The sequence below is a fragment of the Dokdonella soli genome (assembly GCF_039523175.1).
In the GTDB taxonomy this organism is placed as follows: domain Bacteria; phylum Pseudomonadota; class Gammaproteobacteria; order Xanthomonadales; family Rhodanobacteraceae; genus Dokdonella_A; species Dokdonella_A soli.
Window position 1 is genome coordinate 67535 of record NZ_BAAAEU010000027.1, and the last position, 17850, is coordinate 85384.

Annotated in this window: 13 protein-coding genes; all 13 read left to right on the plus strand. The window is 65.9% G+C overall.

Annotation, left to right across the window (positions count from 1 at the left end; genetic code table 11):
- The first annotated feature begins 73 nt into the window (after positions 1-73).
- The 13 genes from ABD002_RS18480 to ABD002_RS18540 all read left to right on the plus strand — a co-directional run bounded on the left by ABD002_RS18480 (position 74) and on the right by ABD002_RS18540 (position 17720).
- The gene (locus tag ABD002_RS18480) at positions 74-739 is read left to right on the plus strand and encodes a response regulator (RefSeq protein ID WP_343793870.1); all 666 of its coding nucleotides are present in this window, start codon (positions 74-76) and stop codon (positions 737-739) included.
- On the plus strand, positions 736-2148 hold the full coding sequence (locus ABD002_RS18485; RefSeq protein ID WP_343793872.1) for an ATP-binding protein: 1413 nt from the start codon (positions 736-738) through the stop codon (positions 2146-2148). Before ABD002_RS18480 ends, ABD002_RS18485 begins: the two co-directional genes overlap by 4 nt.
- A gap of 46 nt (positions 2149-2194) precedes the next feature.
- Entirely contained in the window at positions 2195-3244 is a 1050-nt protein-coding gene (locus ABD002_RS18490; RefSeq protein ID WP_343793874.1) for a YncE family protein, read from the plus strand.
- Positions 3245-3258: 14 nt separating this feature from the next.
- Positions 3259-4638 carry a TolC family protein gene (locus ABD002_RS18495; RefSeq protein ID WP_343793876.1) on the plus strand — a complete coding sequence of 460 codons (1380 nt, stop codon included), beginning with the start codon at positions 3259-3261 and terminating at the stop codon, positions 4636-4638.
- Entirely contained in the window at positions 4635-5690 is a 1056-nt protein-coding gene (locus ABD002_RS18500; protein ID WP_343793878.1) for an efflux RND transporter periplasmic adaptor subunit, read from the plus strand. The genes ABD002_RS18495 and ABD002_RS18500 overlap by 4 nt, the downstream gene beginning before the upstream one ends.
- A complete protein-coding gene (locus tag ABD002_RS18505) occupies positions 5687-8731 on the plus strand; it encodes an efflux RND transporter permease subunit (RefSeq protein ID WP_343793881.1) in 3045 nt (1014 codons plus the stop codon). The genes ABD002_RS18500 and ABD002_RS18505 overlap by 4 nt, the downstream gene beginning before the upstream one ends.
- Before the next feature lie 273 nt (positions 8732-9004).
- Positions 9005-10057 (plus strand): dTDP-glucose 4,6-dehydratase, encoded by a 1053-nt coding sequence (gene rfbB, locus ABD002_RS18510; protein ID WP_343793883.1) that lies wholly within the window; start codon positions 9005-9007, stop codon positions 10055-10057.
- 123 nt (positions 10058-10180) lie between these two features.
- On the plus strand, positions 10181-11068 hold the full coding sequence (gene rfbA / locus ABD002_RS18515; RefSeq protein ID WP_343793885.1) for a glucose-1-phosphate thymidylyltransferase RfbA: 888 nt from the start codon (positions 10181-10183) through the stop codon (positions 11066-11068).
- Entirely contained in the window at positions 11065-11622 is a 558-nt protein-coding gene (gene rfbC / locus ABD002_RS18520) for a dTDP-4-dehydrorhamnose 3,5-epimerase (RefSeq protein ID WP_343793887.1), read from the plus strand. The genes rfbA and rfbC overlap by 4 nt, the downstream gene beginning before the upstream one ends.
- Positions 11623-11902: 280 nt before the next feature.
- Positions 11903-12838, plus strand: a complete 936-nt coding sequence (rfbD, locus tag ABD002_RS18525) for a dTDP-4-dehydrorhamnose reductase (protein WP_343793889.1) — start codon at positions 11903-11905, stop codon at positions 12836-12838.
- Positions 12839-13016: 178 nt separating this feature from the next.
- Positions 13017-14540, plus strand: a complete 1524-nt coding sequence (locus tag ABD002_RS18530; RefSeq protein ID WP_343793891.1) for a mannose-1-phosphate guanylyltransferase/mannose-6-phosphate isomerase — start codon at positions 13017-13019, stop codon at positions 14538-14540.
- A 381-nt stretch (positions 14541-14921) separates the two neighbouring features.
- Positions 14922-16625: an alpha/beta hydrolase family protein gene (locus ABD002_RS18535; RefSeq protein WP_343793893.1), complete on the plus strand. Its 1704-nt coding sequence runs from the start codon at positions 14922-14924 to the stop codon at positions 16623-16625.
- A 243-nt stretch (positions 16626-16868) separates the two neighbouring features.
- Positions 16869-17720, plus strand: coding sequence for an AbiJ-NTD4 domain-containing protein (locus tag ABD002_RS18540; RefSeq protein WP_343793895.1), 852 nt, complete (start codon positions 16869-16871; stop codon positions 17718-17720).
- Positions 17721-17850: the final 130 nt, after the last annotated feature.

Here is a 17850-nt window from a genome sequence, read left to right on the forward strand (position 1 = left end):
CCGACCGCCGACTCGCCGTGAACCCTGTCCCCATCACGCATATGCGACTGCCGATGCTCGCGCTGATCCGGCCATGCACGTCCTGATCGTCGAGGACGACCCGAGCCTCGGGCGCGGCATCCAGACCGCGCTTGCGCGCTGGACGTGGACATCGGAGTGGGCGATGGATGGCGCCGCGGCGCTCGCCATGGCGAAGTCCGGCCATTTCGATGTGATCCTGCTCGACCTCGGCCTGCCCAAGATCGACGGCCTCGAAGTGCTGCGCCTGTTGCGCCAGGGTGGCAGCACGACGCCGGTGCTGGTGCTGACCGCGCGGGACACGCTGGCCGCACGCGTCACCGGGCTCGACTCCGGCGCCGACGACTACCTGATAAAGCCGTTCGAACTCGACGAACTCGCCGCGCGGCTGCGCGCGCTGCACCGGCGCACGCATGGTAGTGCGAGCGCGCTGCTCGAGGTCGATGCGCTGGCGATCGACACGGTCAGCCATCAGGCGACCTGGGAGGGCCGTCCGCTCGAACTCTCGCGGCTCGAGTTCCTGCTGCTGCGCACGCTGGCCGAGCGCGCAGGACGCGTGGTCACGCGCGAATTCCTCGAGCAGGCGCTGTACGGCAGCGAAGGCGTCGAGAGCAACGCGCTCGAAGTCCACGTGCACAGCCTGCGCCGGAAACTGCAACCCGACGCGATCAAGACCGCGCGCGGCCTCGGCTACCTGCTGGTGCGCAAGGCCAGCCCATGATGCGTTCGCTGCGGACCCGACTCAGCGTGTTGACGCTCGCCTGCATCGCGCTGGTCGTGCTGCCGTTCTTTGCGTTGACCTACTCCAAGATCATCGAGGAAGTCGACGAGCTCAGCGACGCGCGCCTGGCCCAGAATGCGCGCACGATCGAGGTGCTTGCCGAGCATGCCAGCCTCGCCGATCCTGCACTCGAGGCGCCGCTCGAGATCGAGAACTGGCATCGATCCGGATCCTCGAAGGAACGTTCGGAAAGAGGGCATCCGTACGAAACCGAAGTCGGCTTCCAGTACTGGAAGAATCCCTCCGACCTGCAGTTGGTGACCCAGGATTTGCGCAGTCTCGCGTTCGACGCCGCGCCGCCCGGCTTTGCGGATATCAGGAAGGATGGCAAGCGCTGGCGCGTGTTCACGCTGGCCACGCGCAACAATGGCTTCGTGCGCGCCGCGGAGCGCTATGACAGCCGTCGCGAGATCGCGCGCGACCTGCTGCTGCAGAATTCGGCGCCGCTGCTGCTGGGCCTGCCGTTGCTCGCCGTACTGGTCGGCTGGGCGGTACGTCGAGGCTTGAAGCCGATCGTGACCATCGCGCAGCGTCTCGAGGCGCGTGCTCCGGACGCGATAGGCCCGGTCAGCACGCGCGATGCGCCGAAGGAGATCGAGCCCTTGCTGGGTGCGCTGAACGGGCTGCTGCGCCGCTTGCGCGCGGTACTCGAGAATGAGCGCCAGTTCACCGCGAACGCGGCGCACGAGCTGCGCACGCCACTGGCCGGTGCGCTGGTGCATATCGAGAACGCCCAGGCCGCCGTTGGTCCGGATGACCGCGCGAATGCGCTCGGCGAAGCGCGTCGCGGCCTCGAGCGCATGACGCACATCGTCAACCAGATGCTCGACCTCGCACGCTGGGATGCGGCGGCCGCCGCGCGCGATTTCGGCCCGGTCGACCTCGGCCGCTGCGTGGACGAGGAACTGGCTGCGCTCGGTCTCGCCGCGGTCGACAAGGACATCGAGATCGTGCGCGCGATCGACGAGTCGGCGCGCATCGTGAACGGTTGGGAGCCGGGACTGCGCACGCTGCTGCGCAACCTGCTCGACAACGCGATCCGCTACGGTTTCGCGCACGGACGCATCGACATCGGGATCGCCTCGCGCGCTGGACGCACGCTGCTCACGATCAGCGACAGCGGCCCGGGCATCGTGGCATCGCGTCGCGCCGCGATGCTGGAGCGCTTCCAGCGCGGTTCCGAGGCGGCCGGCGAGGGCAGCGGGCTCGGCCTCTCGATCGTCGCGCGGATCGCGGACCTGCATGGCGCGTCCGTGTCCCTGCTGGATCCCGACGATCGGCAGGGACTGCGCGTCGAGGTGCTGTTTCCCGCCGCCGGAACCCGACGGCATGTGCCCACCGAATCCTGATCCTTACGAAATTCCACAACACCAACCCCTACCGCGGAGATCTCGCATGAGCAAGACCCTGTGTTTCATCGGAACCTGCCTCGCCGTCGCCTGCGCGATGTCGGTCGCGAGTGCCAAGGACGCTGCCGCGCCCGCTTACGCCGTGTCCGCGCACTGGAACGTCGGCGGCCCCGGCGGCTGGGACTATCTGGCTGTCGACGAGGCCGGCCAGCGCCTGTTCGTGACGCGCGGCGACCGCGTCGCCGTGCTCGACCTCGCCAATGGCAAGTCGCTCGGCCAGGTCGGCCCGACCAATGGCGTGCATGGAGTCGCGCTGGCGCCGTCGCTCGGCAAGGGCTACGCGAGCAATGGCAAGGGTGATTCGGTGACCGTGTTCGACCTCAAGACCCTCGCCACCACCGCGACGATCGCGATCGAGGGACACAATCCGGACGCGATCGTGTTCGACGCACCGACCGCGCGCGTGCTCACGTTCAACGGCCGCAGCCACGATGCAACCGTGATCGACGCGAAGACCGAAAGGCCGATCGCGACGATCGCGCTGTCCGGCCGCCCGGAGTTCGCGGTCAGCGACGGCAACGGACGTCTCTACCTGAACATCGAGGATCGCGGCGAACTGACCGCGATCGACACGAAGTCCGCGAAGGTCATCGCGACCTGGCCGCTGAAGGATTGCGAGGAACCCTCCGGGCTTGCGCTCGATGCGGAGCATGGGCGCCTGTTCTCGGTCTGCCAGAACGACCACATGATCGTCACCGATGCCAGGACCGGCCACCACGTCGCCAGCGTCGCGATCGGCAAGGGGCCGGACGCGGTCGCGTTCGACGCGGAGCGCCACCTGGTGTTCAGCTCCAACGGCGATGACGGCACGCTGACCATCGTGCGCCAGCAATCGGCGGACCGCTACGAAGTCCTGGCCAATCTGCCGACCCAGCACAGCGCGCGCACACTCGCGCTCGATCCGCGCTCGCATCGCGTGTTCCTCGCGGCCGCCGAGTTCGAGCCGCTGCCCGAGAAGCACGAGCCGCACCAGCGCCCGGCCATGAAGGCGGACACGTTCGCGGTGCTGGTCGTCGGTCCCGCCGGCACGCCGTGAGCGAGGCAACCGCAATGGGCACAACCGGCCGTGCGCTGCTGGTCATGTCGGCGCTGCTGGCATTGGCCGGGTGTGCTTCGTATGCGTCCTTGCCGCTCGGCGATGGGCGGGGCGCGGCGAGCGCCGCGGGGCTCAGCGTGCCGGCCGCCAGCCTGCCGCTGCCCGCGCTGGCGACGCACCGCTTCGATCCGTCCGACGGTCTCGACGTGACCGAAGTCGCGATGCTCGCCGTGGCCAACAATCCGGATCTCAAGGTCAAGCGCGATGAACTCGGCATCGCGCGCGCGCAGGCGTTCTCTGCCGGATTGCTGCCCGATCCGCAGCTGAGTCTGAGCAGCGATTTCCCAAGCGCGTCCGGGCAGGGGCTGACCAAGGCGTTCAATCTCGGTATCAGCGAGGATCTCAGCACTCTGCTGACGCGTTCGTCGCGGCTCGCGGCGGCCACGAGCCAGGCCGATCAGGTCAACCTCGATCTGTTGTGGGCGGAGTGGCAAACCGTGGCGCAGGCGCGGCTGCTGTTCGGACAGGTGCTGACGCAGCGCGCGCAACAGGCCCGGCTCGACGTCGAGCAACGCGCGCTGGAGCCGCTCGGTCACACCGTGCGCGAGGCGCTCCGTGCGGGCAATCTGACCTACGACAGCGCCAGCGCCGGACTCAATGCCGAGTCCGACGTGCAACGCCGGCTCACCGACAACGCGATTGCGTTGCATCTGGCCGAGAGCGATCTGCGTGTGCTGCTCGGTCTCGCGCCGTCGGCGCCGCTCGATCTGGTCGGCGAGCCGTACCAGGCCGCACCGACGCCCGCGCAGGTGGAGCAGGCACTGGCCAACCTTCCGCAACGCCGCCCGGACCTGCTTGCGCTGCAGGCGGGCTACCACGCGCAGGAGGAAAAGCTGCGTGAAGCGATCCTCGCGCAGTTTCCCGCGCTCACCGTCGGCTTCACCCGCGCGCGCGACACCAGCTCCATCTATACGAGCGGCTTCACGATCGGGCTCACGCTGCCGCTGTTCAATCGCAACCGCGGCGCCATCGCGACCGAGACGGCGACGCGTCAGCGCCTGAAGGACGACTATGACGCGCGCCTGTTGACCGCGCGCAGCGACCTGCCGCGTCTGCTGGCCGATCTCGCCGCGCTGGACCGGGAACGCGCTGCGCTGGACGCGCATGCACACGAGCTCGACGAGGCGCGCAGTTCCGCCGAGCGCACCTGGCAGGCCGGCCTGCTCGATTGGCCGACGTATCTCGCGATCCGCAGCGCCGCGCTCGCTGCGGATCTCGATCTCATCAGCGTGCGCCAGGAGCAGGCCAAGCAGGCGACTGCGCTGGAAGCGCTGCTCGGCAACACCGATTTCGACACCGCGCATCCCGCCTCTGCACAAGCATCCAAACCATGAATCATTCCGTTCCTTTGTTCGCGTTCGTGCTGGTCGGTCTTCTCGCCGGCTGCGGCGCCACGCCACCCGAAGACAGCGCCGCCGAAAAGAAAGCGCGGGCCGCGGTCACCACCGCGATACCGGTGCAGCAGACTTTCCACGATACCGTGCAGGCTTGGGGCAGCGCGGTTGGCGATCCGCATCATGCTCGGGCGATCAACCTCGCTCACGGCGGCCAGATCGTCGCGGTGAAGGTCGCACCGGGCCAGACCGTCGCGCGCGCGCAGGCGCTGTTGACGATCATGCCGGATCCGGTCGCACGCAATGCGTATCAGCAGGCACAGAGCGCATTGACCCTGGCCCGCGGCGAACTCGCGCGCAGCGAGCAACTGGCGACGCAACGCCTCGCCACGCAGTCGCAGCTGGCCACCGCGCGCAAGGCGCTGGCGGATGCCGAGGCGGCCGTCGAAGCGCAGCGCGCGCTCGGCGGCGGCGCGACCGAGGAAACGATCAGCGCACCTGCGGATGGCGTGGTGACCGCGCTCAGCGTCAGCCTCGGCGAGCGGGTGGCGGCGAATGCGCCGCTGTTGAGCTTCACGCCTGCGCATGCGCTGGTCGCGCAGCTCGGCGTGCAGCCCGAAGACGGGGCGAAATTGCACAGCGGCATGCGCGTTGAACTGCGCAATGTGTACGGTGCGACAGCGCCCTTTACCGGAAGCCTGAGTGTGATCGGGCAGGCGGTCGATGCGCAGACCCATCTTCTGCCGGCACAGGTCGACATTCCCGCAGACGCAGCCGCCGCCCTGATCGCGGGCACGGCGCTGGATGCGCAGATCCAGACGGCCGACTACAGCGCATGGGCGGTGCCGCGCGCGGCGGTGCTGCACGACGAGCAGGGTGACTATCTGTTCCAGATCGACAACGGGCATGCGAAGCGCGTCGATGTGACGTTGCGCAGCCCGGACGGCGACGCCGTCGGAGTGCAGGGCCCGCTCGATGCGCAAGCCAAGGTGATCGTTCTCGGCGCCTATGAGTTGAGCGACGGCGACGCGGTGCAGGAGCCAGCCAAGTGAGTGTCACCGCATGGATGCAGCAGCATCGTCGCTCGCTGCTGTTCTTCGCGCTGGTGCTGGCGATCGGCGGCATCGCCGGCGCGTGGTTGATGCCGGTGGCGCTGTTCCCCAACGTGGCGTTTCCGCGCGTGCAGCTGACCCTGGATGCCGGCGATCGCCCGGCCGACCAGATGGCGATCCAAGTGACGCGTCCGGTCGAGGAGGCGATCCGGCGCGTGCGCGGCGTGCGCGACGTGCGCTCGACGACCAGCCGTGGCAGCGCCGACGTCGCGGTCACCTTCGATTGGGGCGCCGACATGGCCGCCGCTTTGCAGGAGGTGAATGGCGCGACCGGGCAGATCCTGTCGCAGTTGCCCGCCGGTACCCAGATCGCCACCCGGCGCATGGATCCGACCACGTTCCCGACGCTGGCCTACAGCCTGCGTTCGCACACGCTGTCGCCGAGTGCGTTGCACGACCTCGCCGAGTACCAGTTGCGCCCGCTGCTCAGCGGCGTCACCGGTGTCGCCCAAGTCAATGTACAGGGCGGCGAAGTCGGCGAGTTTCATGCCGATGTCGATCCGGGTCGCCTGCGCGCGCTGGATCTGAGTCTCGGCGATGTGGCCACCGCGGTCAGTCACGCCGCGAGCATCCAGGCGATGGGACGCGTCTCCGATCATTACAAGCTGTTCCTGCTGCTGGCCGACAACCAGCCGAAGACCGTCGCCGCGCTGCGCGACATCGTGGTGCGCGCCGGCTCCGGCGGTGTGGTGCGGCTCGGCGATGTGGCCGCGGTCAGCGTCGACCATGTGCCGCAGTGGATCCGTGTCAACGCCGACGGCCAGAACGCGGTGCTGCTGCAGGTCTATCAGCAACCCGATGGCAACAGCGTGCAGATCGCCAACGACGTGAAGCAGCGCATGGCCGACTATGCGCCGCAGATGCCGGCCGGCGTGCGTATCGCCAACTGGTACGACCAGACCCAGCTGGTGACCGGTGCGGCGGCCAGCGTGCGCGATGCGATCCTGATCGGCATCCTGCTGGCCGGGCTGGTGCTGTTCGTGTTCCTGCGCAATACGCGGGTGATCCTGGTCGCGCTGATCGTGGTGCCGGCGGTGCTGATGATCACCGTGCTGCTGCTGCGTGCGCTCGGGATGAGCTTCAACATGATGACGCTGGGCGGCATGGCAGCTGCGGTCGGGCTGATCATCGACGATGTGATCGTGATGCTCGAACACATCATGCGACGCCTCGGCCAGGGCGAGGGCGAGGTGCATGAGCGCATCGCCGGCGCGGCGTGGGAGTTCACCCGCCCGCTGACCGGTTCCAGTGCCGCCACCGTGGTGATCTTCCTGCCGCTGGCGTTCCTGTCCGGCGTCACCGGTGCGTTTTTCAAGGCGTTGTCGCTGACCATGGCCAGCGCGCTGATCATTTCCTATCTGCTGACCTGGATCGCGGTGCCGTTGCTGGCGGAACGCTTCCTGGACCAGCGCCATCGAGTTCCGCACCCACCGGGGCGCTTCACCCGGTGGATGATGCAGAGTTACGAAAGCACCCTGCAGAAATGGCTGAAGCGGCCCGTGCTGGTGTTGCTGATGGTGGCGCCGCTCGTCGTTGTCGGAGCGTTCGCCTACACGCGGGTCGGCACCGGCTTCATGCCGAGCATGGACGAGGGCGGTTTCATCCTCGACTATCTGTCGCGGCCGGGCACTTCGTTGGAGGAAACCGATCGTCTGCTCAATCAGGTCGAGGCGATCGTTCGTGCGAACCCGTATGTGGACACCTATTCACGTCGCACCGGCCTGCAGTTGGGCGGCGGCCTGACCGAGGCGAACCAGGGCGATTTCTTCATTCGCCTGAAGGACGGCGCGCGTCCGGACACCGAGGAGGTGATGACGCAGGTGCGCGCCGAGGTCGAGCAGAACGTACCGGGATTGGAGATCGAGCTGGCGCAGCTGATGGAGGATCTGATCGGCGACCTGGTGGCCGTGCCGCAGCCGATCGAGATCCAGTTGTACAGTGACGACGCGGCCCAGCTCGAGGCAACCGCCAAACGCGTCGCCGAGGCGATCGGCAAGATCAACGGCGTGGTCGACGTGCGCAACGGTATCAAGCCGGCCGGCGATGCACTGACCGTGCAGGTGGATCCGGCCAAGGCCGCGCTGGAAGGGCTGGACCCGCTCGGCGTCACCGATCAGGTCACGGCGGCCATCGAGGGCACCGTCGCCGCGCAACTGCCGCAGGGCAGCAAGGTGATCGGCGTACGCGTGCGCTTGCCGCTGAACTCGCACCAGCGGCTGGAGCAGGTCGCTGCGCTGCCGATCCGTGCCGCCGACGGACACTTGCTGCCGCTGTCACGGGTGGCGACGCTGCATGAAGTGCAGGGCCAGCCGGAGATCACCCGCGACAACCTCAAGCGCATGGTGGCGGTCACCGGGCGCATCAGCGGCCGCAGCCTCGGCGCCACCATCGCCGACGTCAAGAAGGTTCTGGCCAAGCCGGGGATGCTGCCCAAGGACATGTTCCATCAGCTGGGCGGCCTGTATCAGCAGCAGCAGGAAGCATTCCGCGGTCTGACCATCGTGATGCTGGCGGCGATCGCACTGGTGTTCGCCCTGCTGTTGTTCCTGTACGAGAGTTTCCGCGTCGCGATGACGATCCTCGCGATGCCGCTGCTGGCGATTCCGGCGGTATTCGCCGGTCTCTGGCTGACCGGCATCGAGCTCAACATCTCGGCGATGATGGGCATGACGATGATCGTCGGCATCGTCACCGAGGTCGCGATCTTCTATTTCTCGGAGCTTGAGGATGCAGCCGCCGACGCGCCGCTGCACGACGCATTGCACGAGGCGGGCCACCACCGTACCCGGCCGATCCTGATGTCGACGCTGGCGGCGATCCTGACCCTGCTGCCTTTGGCGCTGGCAATCGGCCGTGGCTCGCAGATGCAGCAGCCGCTCGCGGTCGCGATCGTCTCGGGCATGCTGGTGCAGGTGCCGTTGGTGCTGCTGGTGATGCCGGTGCTGTACTCGCTGCTGCGCCGGGGGGCACCCACGCGCTGATCCCTACAGGGCAGCCCGGTTCCTGGGGGAGGCTCTCAGCGGGCGGATTCGCGTTGGCGGCTGCCTGCCGCTACGATAGGCAGGGGCCGGACTACCGGCCCTTTGCATTTCGGGCGGTTTGAAAAACCGCTTCGGCACGAGGATGTGTCGCCGCGGGCGAGCGCCCGGGCGCTCGTCGCGACAAACGTGGCGCGGCTTTGCCGCGGCCGTTTGTTTGCAAACCGCGGCAGGATGCCCGGTTTTGCAAATTGACTATTGGGAATCCCGAATCGAATGAAAACCCTGCTCGTCACCGGCGGCGCCGGTTTCATCGGCGGCAATTTCGTGCTCGATGCGCTGGCGTCGGGCGGTTGCCGCATCGTGAATCTCGATGCACTGACCTATGCCGGCAATCTCGACACGCTGACTTCGGTCAGCGGCCGCGCCGAACACGCGTTCGTGGAAGGTGACATCGGCGATGCCGAGGGTGTGCGTCGCGTGCTCGCGGAACATCAGCCGGACGCGATCATCAATTTTGCGGCGGAATCGCACGTTGACCGCTCGATCGACGGGCCGGCCGCGTTCGTGCAGACCAATGTCGTCGGCACGCTGAGCCTGCTCGAATGTGCGCTCACGTACTGGCGCGCGCTGCCGCTGGAGCGCCAGGATGCGTTTCGCTTCCTGCACGTGTCGACCGACGAGGTCTACGGCTCGCTGGGTCCGATCGGGCGTTTCAGCGAGGAATCGCCGTACGCGCCGAACTCGCCGTATTCGGCATCGAAGGCTGCATCCGACCATCTGGTGCGCGCGTTCCACCATACGTACGGCCTGCCCACACTGACCACGAACTGCTCGAACAACTACGGGCCGTACCAGTTCCCGGAAAAACTCATCCCGCTGATGATCCAGAAGGCGCTCGCGGGCGAGGCGCTGCCGGTCTACGGCGACGGCCGCAACGTGCGCGACTGGCTCTACGTCGGCGACCACGTCGCGGCGATCCGGCGCGTGCTCGAGATCGGCCGCGTCGGCGAGGTCTACAACGTCGGCGGCGACGCCGAGCGCGAGAACATCCAGGTCGTGAAGGCGATCTGCACGCTACTCGACGAGCGCCGCCCGCTCGCCGATGGACGCCGCCGCGAATCGCTGATCACGCATGTCCGCGACCGTCCCGGCCACGACCGCCGTTACGCGATCGACGCGTCGAAGATCAAGCACGATCTCGGCTGGCGCCAGACCGAATCGTTCGAATCCGGCATCGCGCGCACGGTGGACTGGTATCTGGACAATCAGGCGTGGGTCGGGCGCGTGCTCGACGGCAGCTACCGCATGGAACGCCTGGGGGCTTAGCTTTTGCGTAGGAGCGGCTTCAGCCGCGATGCTTCTGCCCGTAGCTCTCAAATCTCAACAAAAGCATCGCGGCTGAAGCCGCTCCTACAACAGCAACAATCACTTGTAAGTCGGACAAAGCCCATGGCAACGAACAAGGGAATAATCCTCGCCGGCGGCTCCGGCACGCGGCTGTATCCGGTGACCCAGGCGGTCAGCAAGCAGCTGCTGCCGGTCTACGACAAGCCGATGATCTACTACCCGCTGGCGACCTTGATGCTCGCCGGCATCCGCGACGTGCTGGTGATCAATACACCGCATGAGCAGGCCTTGTTCCAGCGCCTGCTCGGCGACGGTTCGCAGTGGGGCATCTCGATCCGCTACGCGGTGCAGCCGTCGCCGGATGGACTGGCGCAGGCGTTCCTGATCGGTCGCGAGTTCGTCGCGGGCCAGCCGAGCTGCCTGGTGCTCGGCGACAACATCTTCTACGGTCACGGCTTCACCGAACAGCTCGCCCGCGCGGCCTCGCGCGACAACGGCGCGACGGTGTTCGGCTACTGGGTGCGCGATCCGGAGCGCTATGGCGTCGCCGAATTCGACAAGGCCGGCCGCGTGATCGGCCTCGAAGAGAAACCTGCCGAACCGCGTTCGAACTGGGCGGTCACCGGGCTGTATTTCTACGACGCAAACGTCTGCGACTACGCGGCTGCATTGAAGCCGTCGCCACGCGGCGAACTCGAGATCACCGATCTCAACCGGCGCTATCTCGATGAAGGCACGTTGATGCTGGAACGGCTCGGCCGCGGCTATGCCTGGCTCGACACCGGCACGCACGAATCGCTGGTCGACGCGTCGAACTACGTCGAGACGATCGAGAGCCGGCAGGGTTTGAAGGTCTGTTGTCCCGAGGAAATCGCGTTCCAGCAGGGCTGGATCGACGCCGAGCAGGTGCTGCGCCTCGCCGCACCGCTGGCGAAGAACGGTTACGGTCAGTACCTGCAGCGGCTCGTGAAGCAGGGTCGCACGTCGTGAAGATCGTCAAGACCGAACTGCCCGGCTGCATCGTGATCGAGCCGGCCGTGCACGGCGATTCGCGCGGCTTCTTCTACGAGAGCTTCAACGCACAGAGATTCGCCGAGGCGGGGCTCCACCTGAATTTCGTGCAGACCAACGTCTCGCGCTCCGCGCAAGGCGTGCTGCGCGGTCTGCACTACCAGTGGCCGAACCCGCAGGGCAAGCTGGTCAGCGTGCTCGAGGGCGAGGTCTATGACGTCGCCGTCGATATCCGCGTCGGTTCGCCGACGTATGGGCGCTGGGCCGCTGCGATCCTGTCCGCCGCGAACAAGCGGCATTTCTGGGTGCCGGAAGGCTTCGCGCACGGCTTCGCGGTGCTGTCCGAGAGCGCGACGTTCGTCTATCAGTGCACCGCGCTGTACGACCGCGCAGCCGATGCCGGCATCCGCTGGAACGATGCGGCGCTTGCAGTGGACTGGCCGATCGCCGCGCCTTCGCTGTCCGACAAGGACCAGAGCGCGCCGTTTCTCGCCGACGTGCCGCGCGAAAAACTGCCGACGTTTTCGCAGTGAGCGTACGAAATATCGGATGTCACGCTCCCTCTCCCCCGACTCTGTCGGGGGAGAGGGCAGGGGTGAGGGGGCGGGGCCTCAGGCGAGCGCAGCGTGGGTCGCTTGCCCGGAGGCGCAGCGAAGTCTCGCCGCGCGTTGCCATCATCCATCGCCGCGACTTCGCCGCGCCCTCGCCCCCTCACCCAACCCTCTCCCCGGACGATGAAGCCGTCGGGGGAGAGGGCTTTGATGCGCCCAGTGCAGTCTGGCTTTCGACGCACGCGTATGCCGGAGCGCGTCGATGAAGATCCTGCTGCTCGGCGCGAACGGCCAGGTCGGTTTCGAGCTGCTGCGCGCGCTTGCGCCACTCGGCGAGGTCGTCGCGGCAACGCGTGACGGCGCGCTGGATGATGGCTCAGCGTGCCTGCGCGCTGATCTCGGTGACGCGGTATCACTGGCGGTGGCGCTGGACAAGGCAAATACCAATGTGGTCGTCAACGCTGCGGCCTACACCGCGGTCGACCGCGCCGAGGACGAGCCGGAGCTTGCCGATCGCATCAATCACATCGCGGTCGGCGAAATCGGTGCCTGGGCGGCGCGCCACGACGCACTGGTCGTGCACTACTCGACCGATTACGTGTTCGACGGTTCGGCAAAGCGGCCCTACCGCGAGGATGATGCGACGTCGCCGCTCGGCGTCTATGGCCGCAGCAAGCTCGCCGGCGAAGAGGCCTTGCGCGCGAGCGGTGCCGCACATCTGATCTTCCGCACGGCCTGGGTGTATGCCGCGCGCGGCCACAATTTCCTGCGCACGATGCTGCGCCTGGCTGGCGAGCGCGACGAACTGCGCATCGTCGCCGACCAGATCGGCGCGCCGACACCGGCGCGCTGGATCGCGGACACGACCGCCGCCGCGCTGGCACGCTGGCGCGACGCGAACGCGGATTCGAGGCGCGTACTCGATGGTACCTGGCATCTCGTCGCCGGCGGCCACTGCAGCTGGTACGACTTCGCCGGTGCGATATTCCACGAGGCGCTTTCGCGGGGCCTGCTGTCGCGCGTGCCGCGTGTGGTCCCGATCACGACCGCGGACTATCCGACCCGCGCGCGGCGTCCGGCCTATTCCGTGCTCGACTGCGCAAGGCTCGAAAACACGTTCGGGCTACAATTGGCAAACTGGCTCGAGGGCCTGCATGCGGTGCTGAACGAAGCGGCAGACGACAGCATCTCCCGCTAACCTTCTGCCTGAATGCGCCAGTGGCGGCAAAGCCTTGGCAAGGCAAAATCCTTCGTCATTCCGGCGAAAGCCGGAATCCAGTGTCTTCGATTCACCTACTAGAAGACGCTGGGTCCCGGCTGTCGCCGGGACGACGAACCGTGTGACGGCCTTCTGGCCGATGCTGGAGTTCTGAATCATGCTCGTACCCGTAATCCTTTCCGGCGGCGCCGGTACTCGGCTCTGGCCGGTCTCGCGCAGTGCGTACCCGAAGCCGTTCATGCGCATGGGCGATGGCGAGTCGCTGCTGAAGAAAACGCTCGATCGCGCGTTGCGTCTGGCCGATGGCGGCCAGGTACTGACCGTGACCGGCCGCGACTACTACTTCCTCACCCGCGACGAATACGCGCAGCATGCCGGTGCCGATCTTGACAAGCTGCCGTTCCTGCTCGAACCCGCCGGTCGCAACACCGCGCCGGCGGTCGTGCTCGCGGCGCTGCACGCGCGCGAACACGTCGGCGCCGATGCGGTGCTGCTGATCCTGCCGGCCGATCACCTGATCCGCGACCTGGATGCGTTCGCGGCCGATGCGCAGCGCGCGAAGGCGCTCGCGAACGATGGCTGGCTGGTCACGTTCGGCATACGCCCCACGCATCCGGAAACCGGCTTCGGCTACATCCGCATGGGCGATGCGATCGCGAATCGCGCGCCTGCGGCGCTCCCCCTTCCGCCCTCCGGGCACCTTCCCCCGCTGCGCGGGGGCAGGGAAGCGGAAGGAGATCATTCCATGGGCCGCCAGGTCGGCGCGTTTGTCGAGAAGCCGAGCCACGAGGTCGCGGAGAGCTATGTCGCATCCGGCGACTACGTGTGGAATTCCGGCATGTTCTGCTTCCGCGCCGACACGTTGCTCGAAGTCGCCGCGAAGGTCTGCCCCGACGTGCTGAAGGCCGCCGAGGCCTGTCATGCGCATGCGATCAACCACGAGAGCCCGGTCGAGTTCGCACGTGAGGCATTCCTCGCGCAGCCGGACATCTCGATCGACTACGCGATCATGGAGCGCGCGCCGAAGGTTGCGGTCGTGCCCGCCACGTTCGACTGGAGCGACATCGGCTCGTGGAAGGCGATGAGCGACCTGGAGGCCGAGGCCGACGGCGACGGCAACCGCGTGCGCGGCCAGGCCATCGTCATCGAGAGCGAGAATTGCTACATCCAGTCCGACACGCGCATGGTCGCCGCTGTCGGCGTCAAGGATCTGGTCATCGTCGATACCGGCGATGCCGTGCTGGTCTCGCATCGCGAGCGCGCGCAGCAGGTCAAGCTCGTCGTCGATCGCCTGCGCGCGGACAACCATTCGTCGGCGAGCGTGCACCAGACTGTGCGTCGTCCGTGGGGCAGCTACACCGTGCTCGAGGATGCCGACGACTGCAAGGTCAAGCGGCTCACGGTGAAGCCGGGTCACGTGCTGTCGCTGCAGCTGCATCATCGGCGCAGCGAGCACTGGACCGTCGTCGAGGGCACCGCGAAGGTGCGCATCGGCGAGAAGGAATTCCTGCTCAACCGCAACGAGTCGGCCTACATCCCGATGAACACCGTGCATCGCCTGGAGAACCCGACCGCCACCGACATCCACCTGATCGAGGTGCAGTGTGGTGATTATTTCGGCGAGGATGATATCGTCCGTCTCGAGGATCGGTATGGTCGAGTCGTCAAGACGATGCCTTGAAGGGCATCGTCTTCACGGCGAGGGTTCGCACAAGGATGAGCGGACGGATGCGAAGCAGGATGGCGTAGCCGCGTAGCGGCGAAAAGCTGAGCTGCGCGTCATCAGCAGGGAACACGCACCGGGGAGGGTTGCGAATGATGCTGTCTCGTTTGTTGTTTGTCCTGCTTGCAGCAGGGATTGGGTCCCCCGTTGCCGCGGCAGCGGTTCCGCTGGCCGACTTCGCGCGGCACGAACAGTTCAACGATATCAAGATCTCGCCGCACGGCGATTACCTTGCGGCGAGCGCCGTCGTCGACGGCAAGACCGTGCTGTCGCTGATCCGTCTCGCGGACATGAAGGGCGTGAACCTGCGTCCGCGCGAGAACCGCGATTGGCGAGAGAATGGATGCGCTCGAGGCGCCGTCGTCGACCGGCGAACTGTATGCGGTCAACGCGGACGGCACCGGCGACGGCATCATCTTCGGCTATCGCATGGGCTCGCAGGGCGCCACGCACATCGCGAAGGGGACGAGCCAGCTCGCGTTCGCGACGCTCGTCGATCCGCTGCGCGACGATCCACGCCGCGCGCTGATCGCGATCTATCCCGCCAACGGCGCGAGCCTCGGCAACATGCGCACGATGAGCGCGAACGGCGTGTTCCCGACCGTCGCGCGCATCGACCTGTTCAGCGGCGTGACGATGCAGGTCACGACTTCGCCGATGCGCAATGCCTCGTTCATGACCGATCATCATGGCGTGGTGCGCTTTGCGTATGGCGTGGACGCGGACCAGTCCGGAAAGGTCTGGTACCGCGCCGGCGACGGCAAGGAATGGCAGCTGGTCTTCGACGAGGCCAAGGAGCATCGGCGCGCGTCGCCGCTCGCGTTCAACCGCGCCGAGGACAAGGTCTATTTCTCGTGCGGCGGCGCGCATGGTGTCGGCGGAGTCTGCCTGTGGGACGTCGCGACGCAGGCGCTCAGCCCGCTCTGGAGCGGCACCGTGTCCGGCGTCGAGGAACTGGTCTCGTCGTTCGACGACAACGACAGCTTCGCCATCCGCTCGATGCCGGATCGCGTCGCGACCACGCTGCTCGGCAAGAACACGCCCGAGGCGACCTTGCTGGTCGGGCTGATGCAGCAGTTCCCGGGCGAGGACGTGCGCATCACCAGCAGCACGCCGGATGGCAAGAAGGTCGTGTTCTTCGTGCAAAGCGATCGCGATCCGGGGCAGTTCTTCCTGTACGACGGCGCCGCGCACAAGGCCACGTTCCTGTTCGCGCGCCGTCCGTGGATCAAGCCCGAACAGATGGCGGCGACGGAGCCGATCGCGCTGAAAGCGCGCGACGGCCTCGCGCTGCACGGCTACCTCACGCGGCCCGCGGGGCACGAGGAAGCGAAGAACCTGCCGCTGGTCGTGTTCGTGCACGGCGGCCCGTACTACGTGCGCGACCGCTGGGAGTTCGACCCCTACGTGCAGATGCTGGCGAGCCGCGGCTACGCGGTGCTGCAGGTGAACTACCGCGGCTCCGGCAACTACGGCGAAGACTTCGTGAGCAAGGGCTTCCGCGAATGGGGCGGCAAAATGCAGGACGACGTCACCGACGCGACGCAATGGGCGATCGCGCAGGGCGTCGCCGATCCGAAGCGCATCTGCATCTTCGGCGGCAGCTACGGCGGCTATGCCGCGCTCGAGGGCGCGGTGAAGGAACCTGATCTCTATCGCTGCGCGATCGGCTACGTCGGCGTCTACGACCTGCGCCTGATGCACACGCGCGGTGACGTTCCGCAATCGGTGTTCGGCGAGAACTACCTGAAGAAGGTGCTCGGCGAAGACGACTCCGTGCTCTGGGATCGCTCACCGATCGCGCACCTCGACCGCCTGAAGGCGAAGGTCATGCTGGTCGTCGGCGGCCAGGACACGCGCGTGCCGCCCGTGCAGGGCGAATCGATGCGCTCGGCCTTGAACAAGGCGCACATCGAGCACGACTGGTTGTACCAGCGCACCGAAGGTCACGGGTTCTACGATGAGAAGAACCTTGCGGATCTGTTCGAGAAGGTTGGTGCGTTTCTCGATCGCAATATCGGGGTGCAGGCTGCGATGAAATAGGAGGGAGCGACCGCATGGCTTCATCTCATGCGCTGAATGTTCTACGCTCCAACCATCCGCGGTGCGGGTGATTTCCGAACAAATCGATCGCAAACTCGTAGTGCGCGAGGACACCAACGCAGTCGGAAAATGCTTGATTGGCTGTGCGAATTCGAATTGACCGACGGGTATCTTGTTGAACGATGAAACACACCCCAGACGAGGGGCCTAATCATAACCGTACTAGAAGTCACGGAAGGCAATATGCGCTTCTCGCAACGCTTAGGTCTGGCACCGGCAAGCAAAGTTGCTCAGCGCGAGTGCATGGATGATGACCTTCGAAGCTCCCTTTGGAGTCTCCTCACGCTGTTCTACTGGGATACGTACGAACCGCCATACAGCGATACGTTTACTCGGCCGGCGTACGTCCGGCGTTCAAACCTTCAATCGCTGATGTTTTCCCTTTGGCTTCACTTCTTCAAGCAACCAATCGACACAATTGATGTGTATTGGGAGCAATGCCACAAGCGACTTCGCGACCTTTTCTTTAGGGCAGAGTGGAACGAGGTGTATGACTTCGTTGAATTTGTCGCCGAGTATGGACCAGAACGCCAAAAAGACACGTTCATTGAATCCTGCAATTCTTATCTGGAAACTGAAAACTCCGCATACCGCTTTGTAAGCGGGCAAATAACTGAGATCACATCCGAAGAGGAGATTGCAGAAGTCGATTCGGCTCTCGCAAATGCAAGCGCATATGCAGGCACCAAGGCCCACCTCACGGCTGCCCTGGCTCTGCTGTCAAGCAGGACCAATCCAGATTACAGGAACTCAATCAAGGAGAGCATCAGTGCGGTCGAATCTCTCGCCAAGAAGCTCGCAAAGGACGACTCTGGAACTCTCGGAAGTGTCCTGAAGGCGTTGGAGAAATCCAAAAAATTGCATCCTGCTCTCAAGAACGCGTTCTCTTCGCTCTATGGTTACACAAGCGATGCAGATGGCATTCGTCATGCGCTTCTCGATGAACCAAATCTAACTAAAGCAGATGCTCGATTCATGCTTATCTGCTGCTCCGCGTTTATCAATTACTCCATAGAAGCGTTCAATAGCGAGTGATTTCTAGCCCTTCCATCGAGTAGACATCCAACGGCGGCGCACTTTGTCGCTTCTTCACAGCCGATACTGGGGTCACCATTTCGCCGCCCTCGTCAACCGGTCACAAGATTCCCGCTCCGCGACGAAGAGG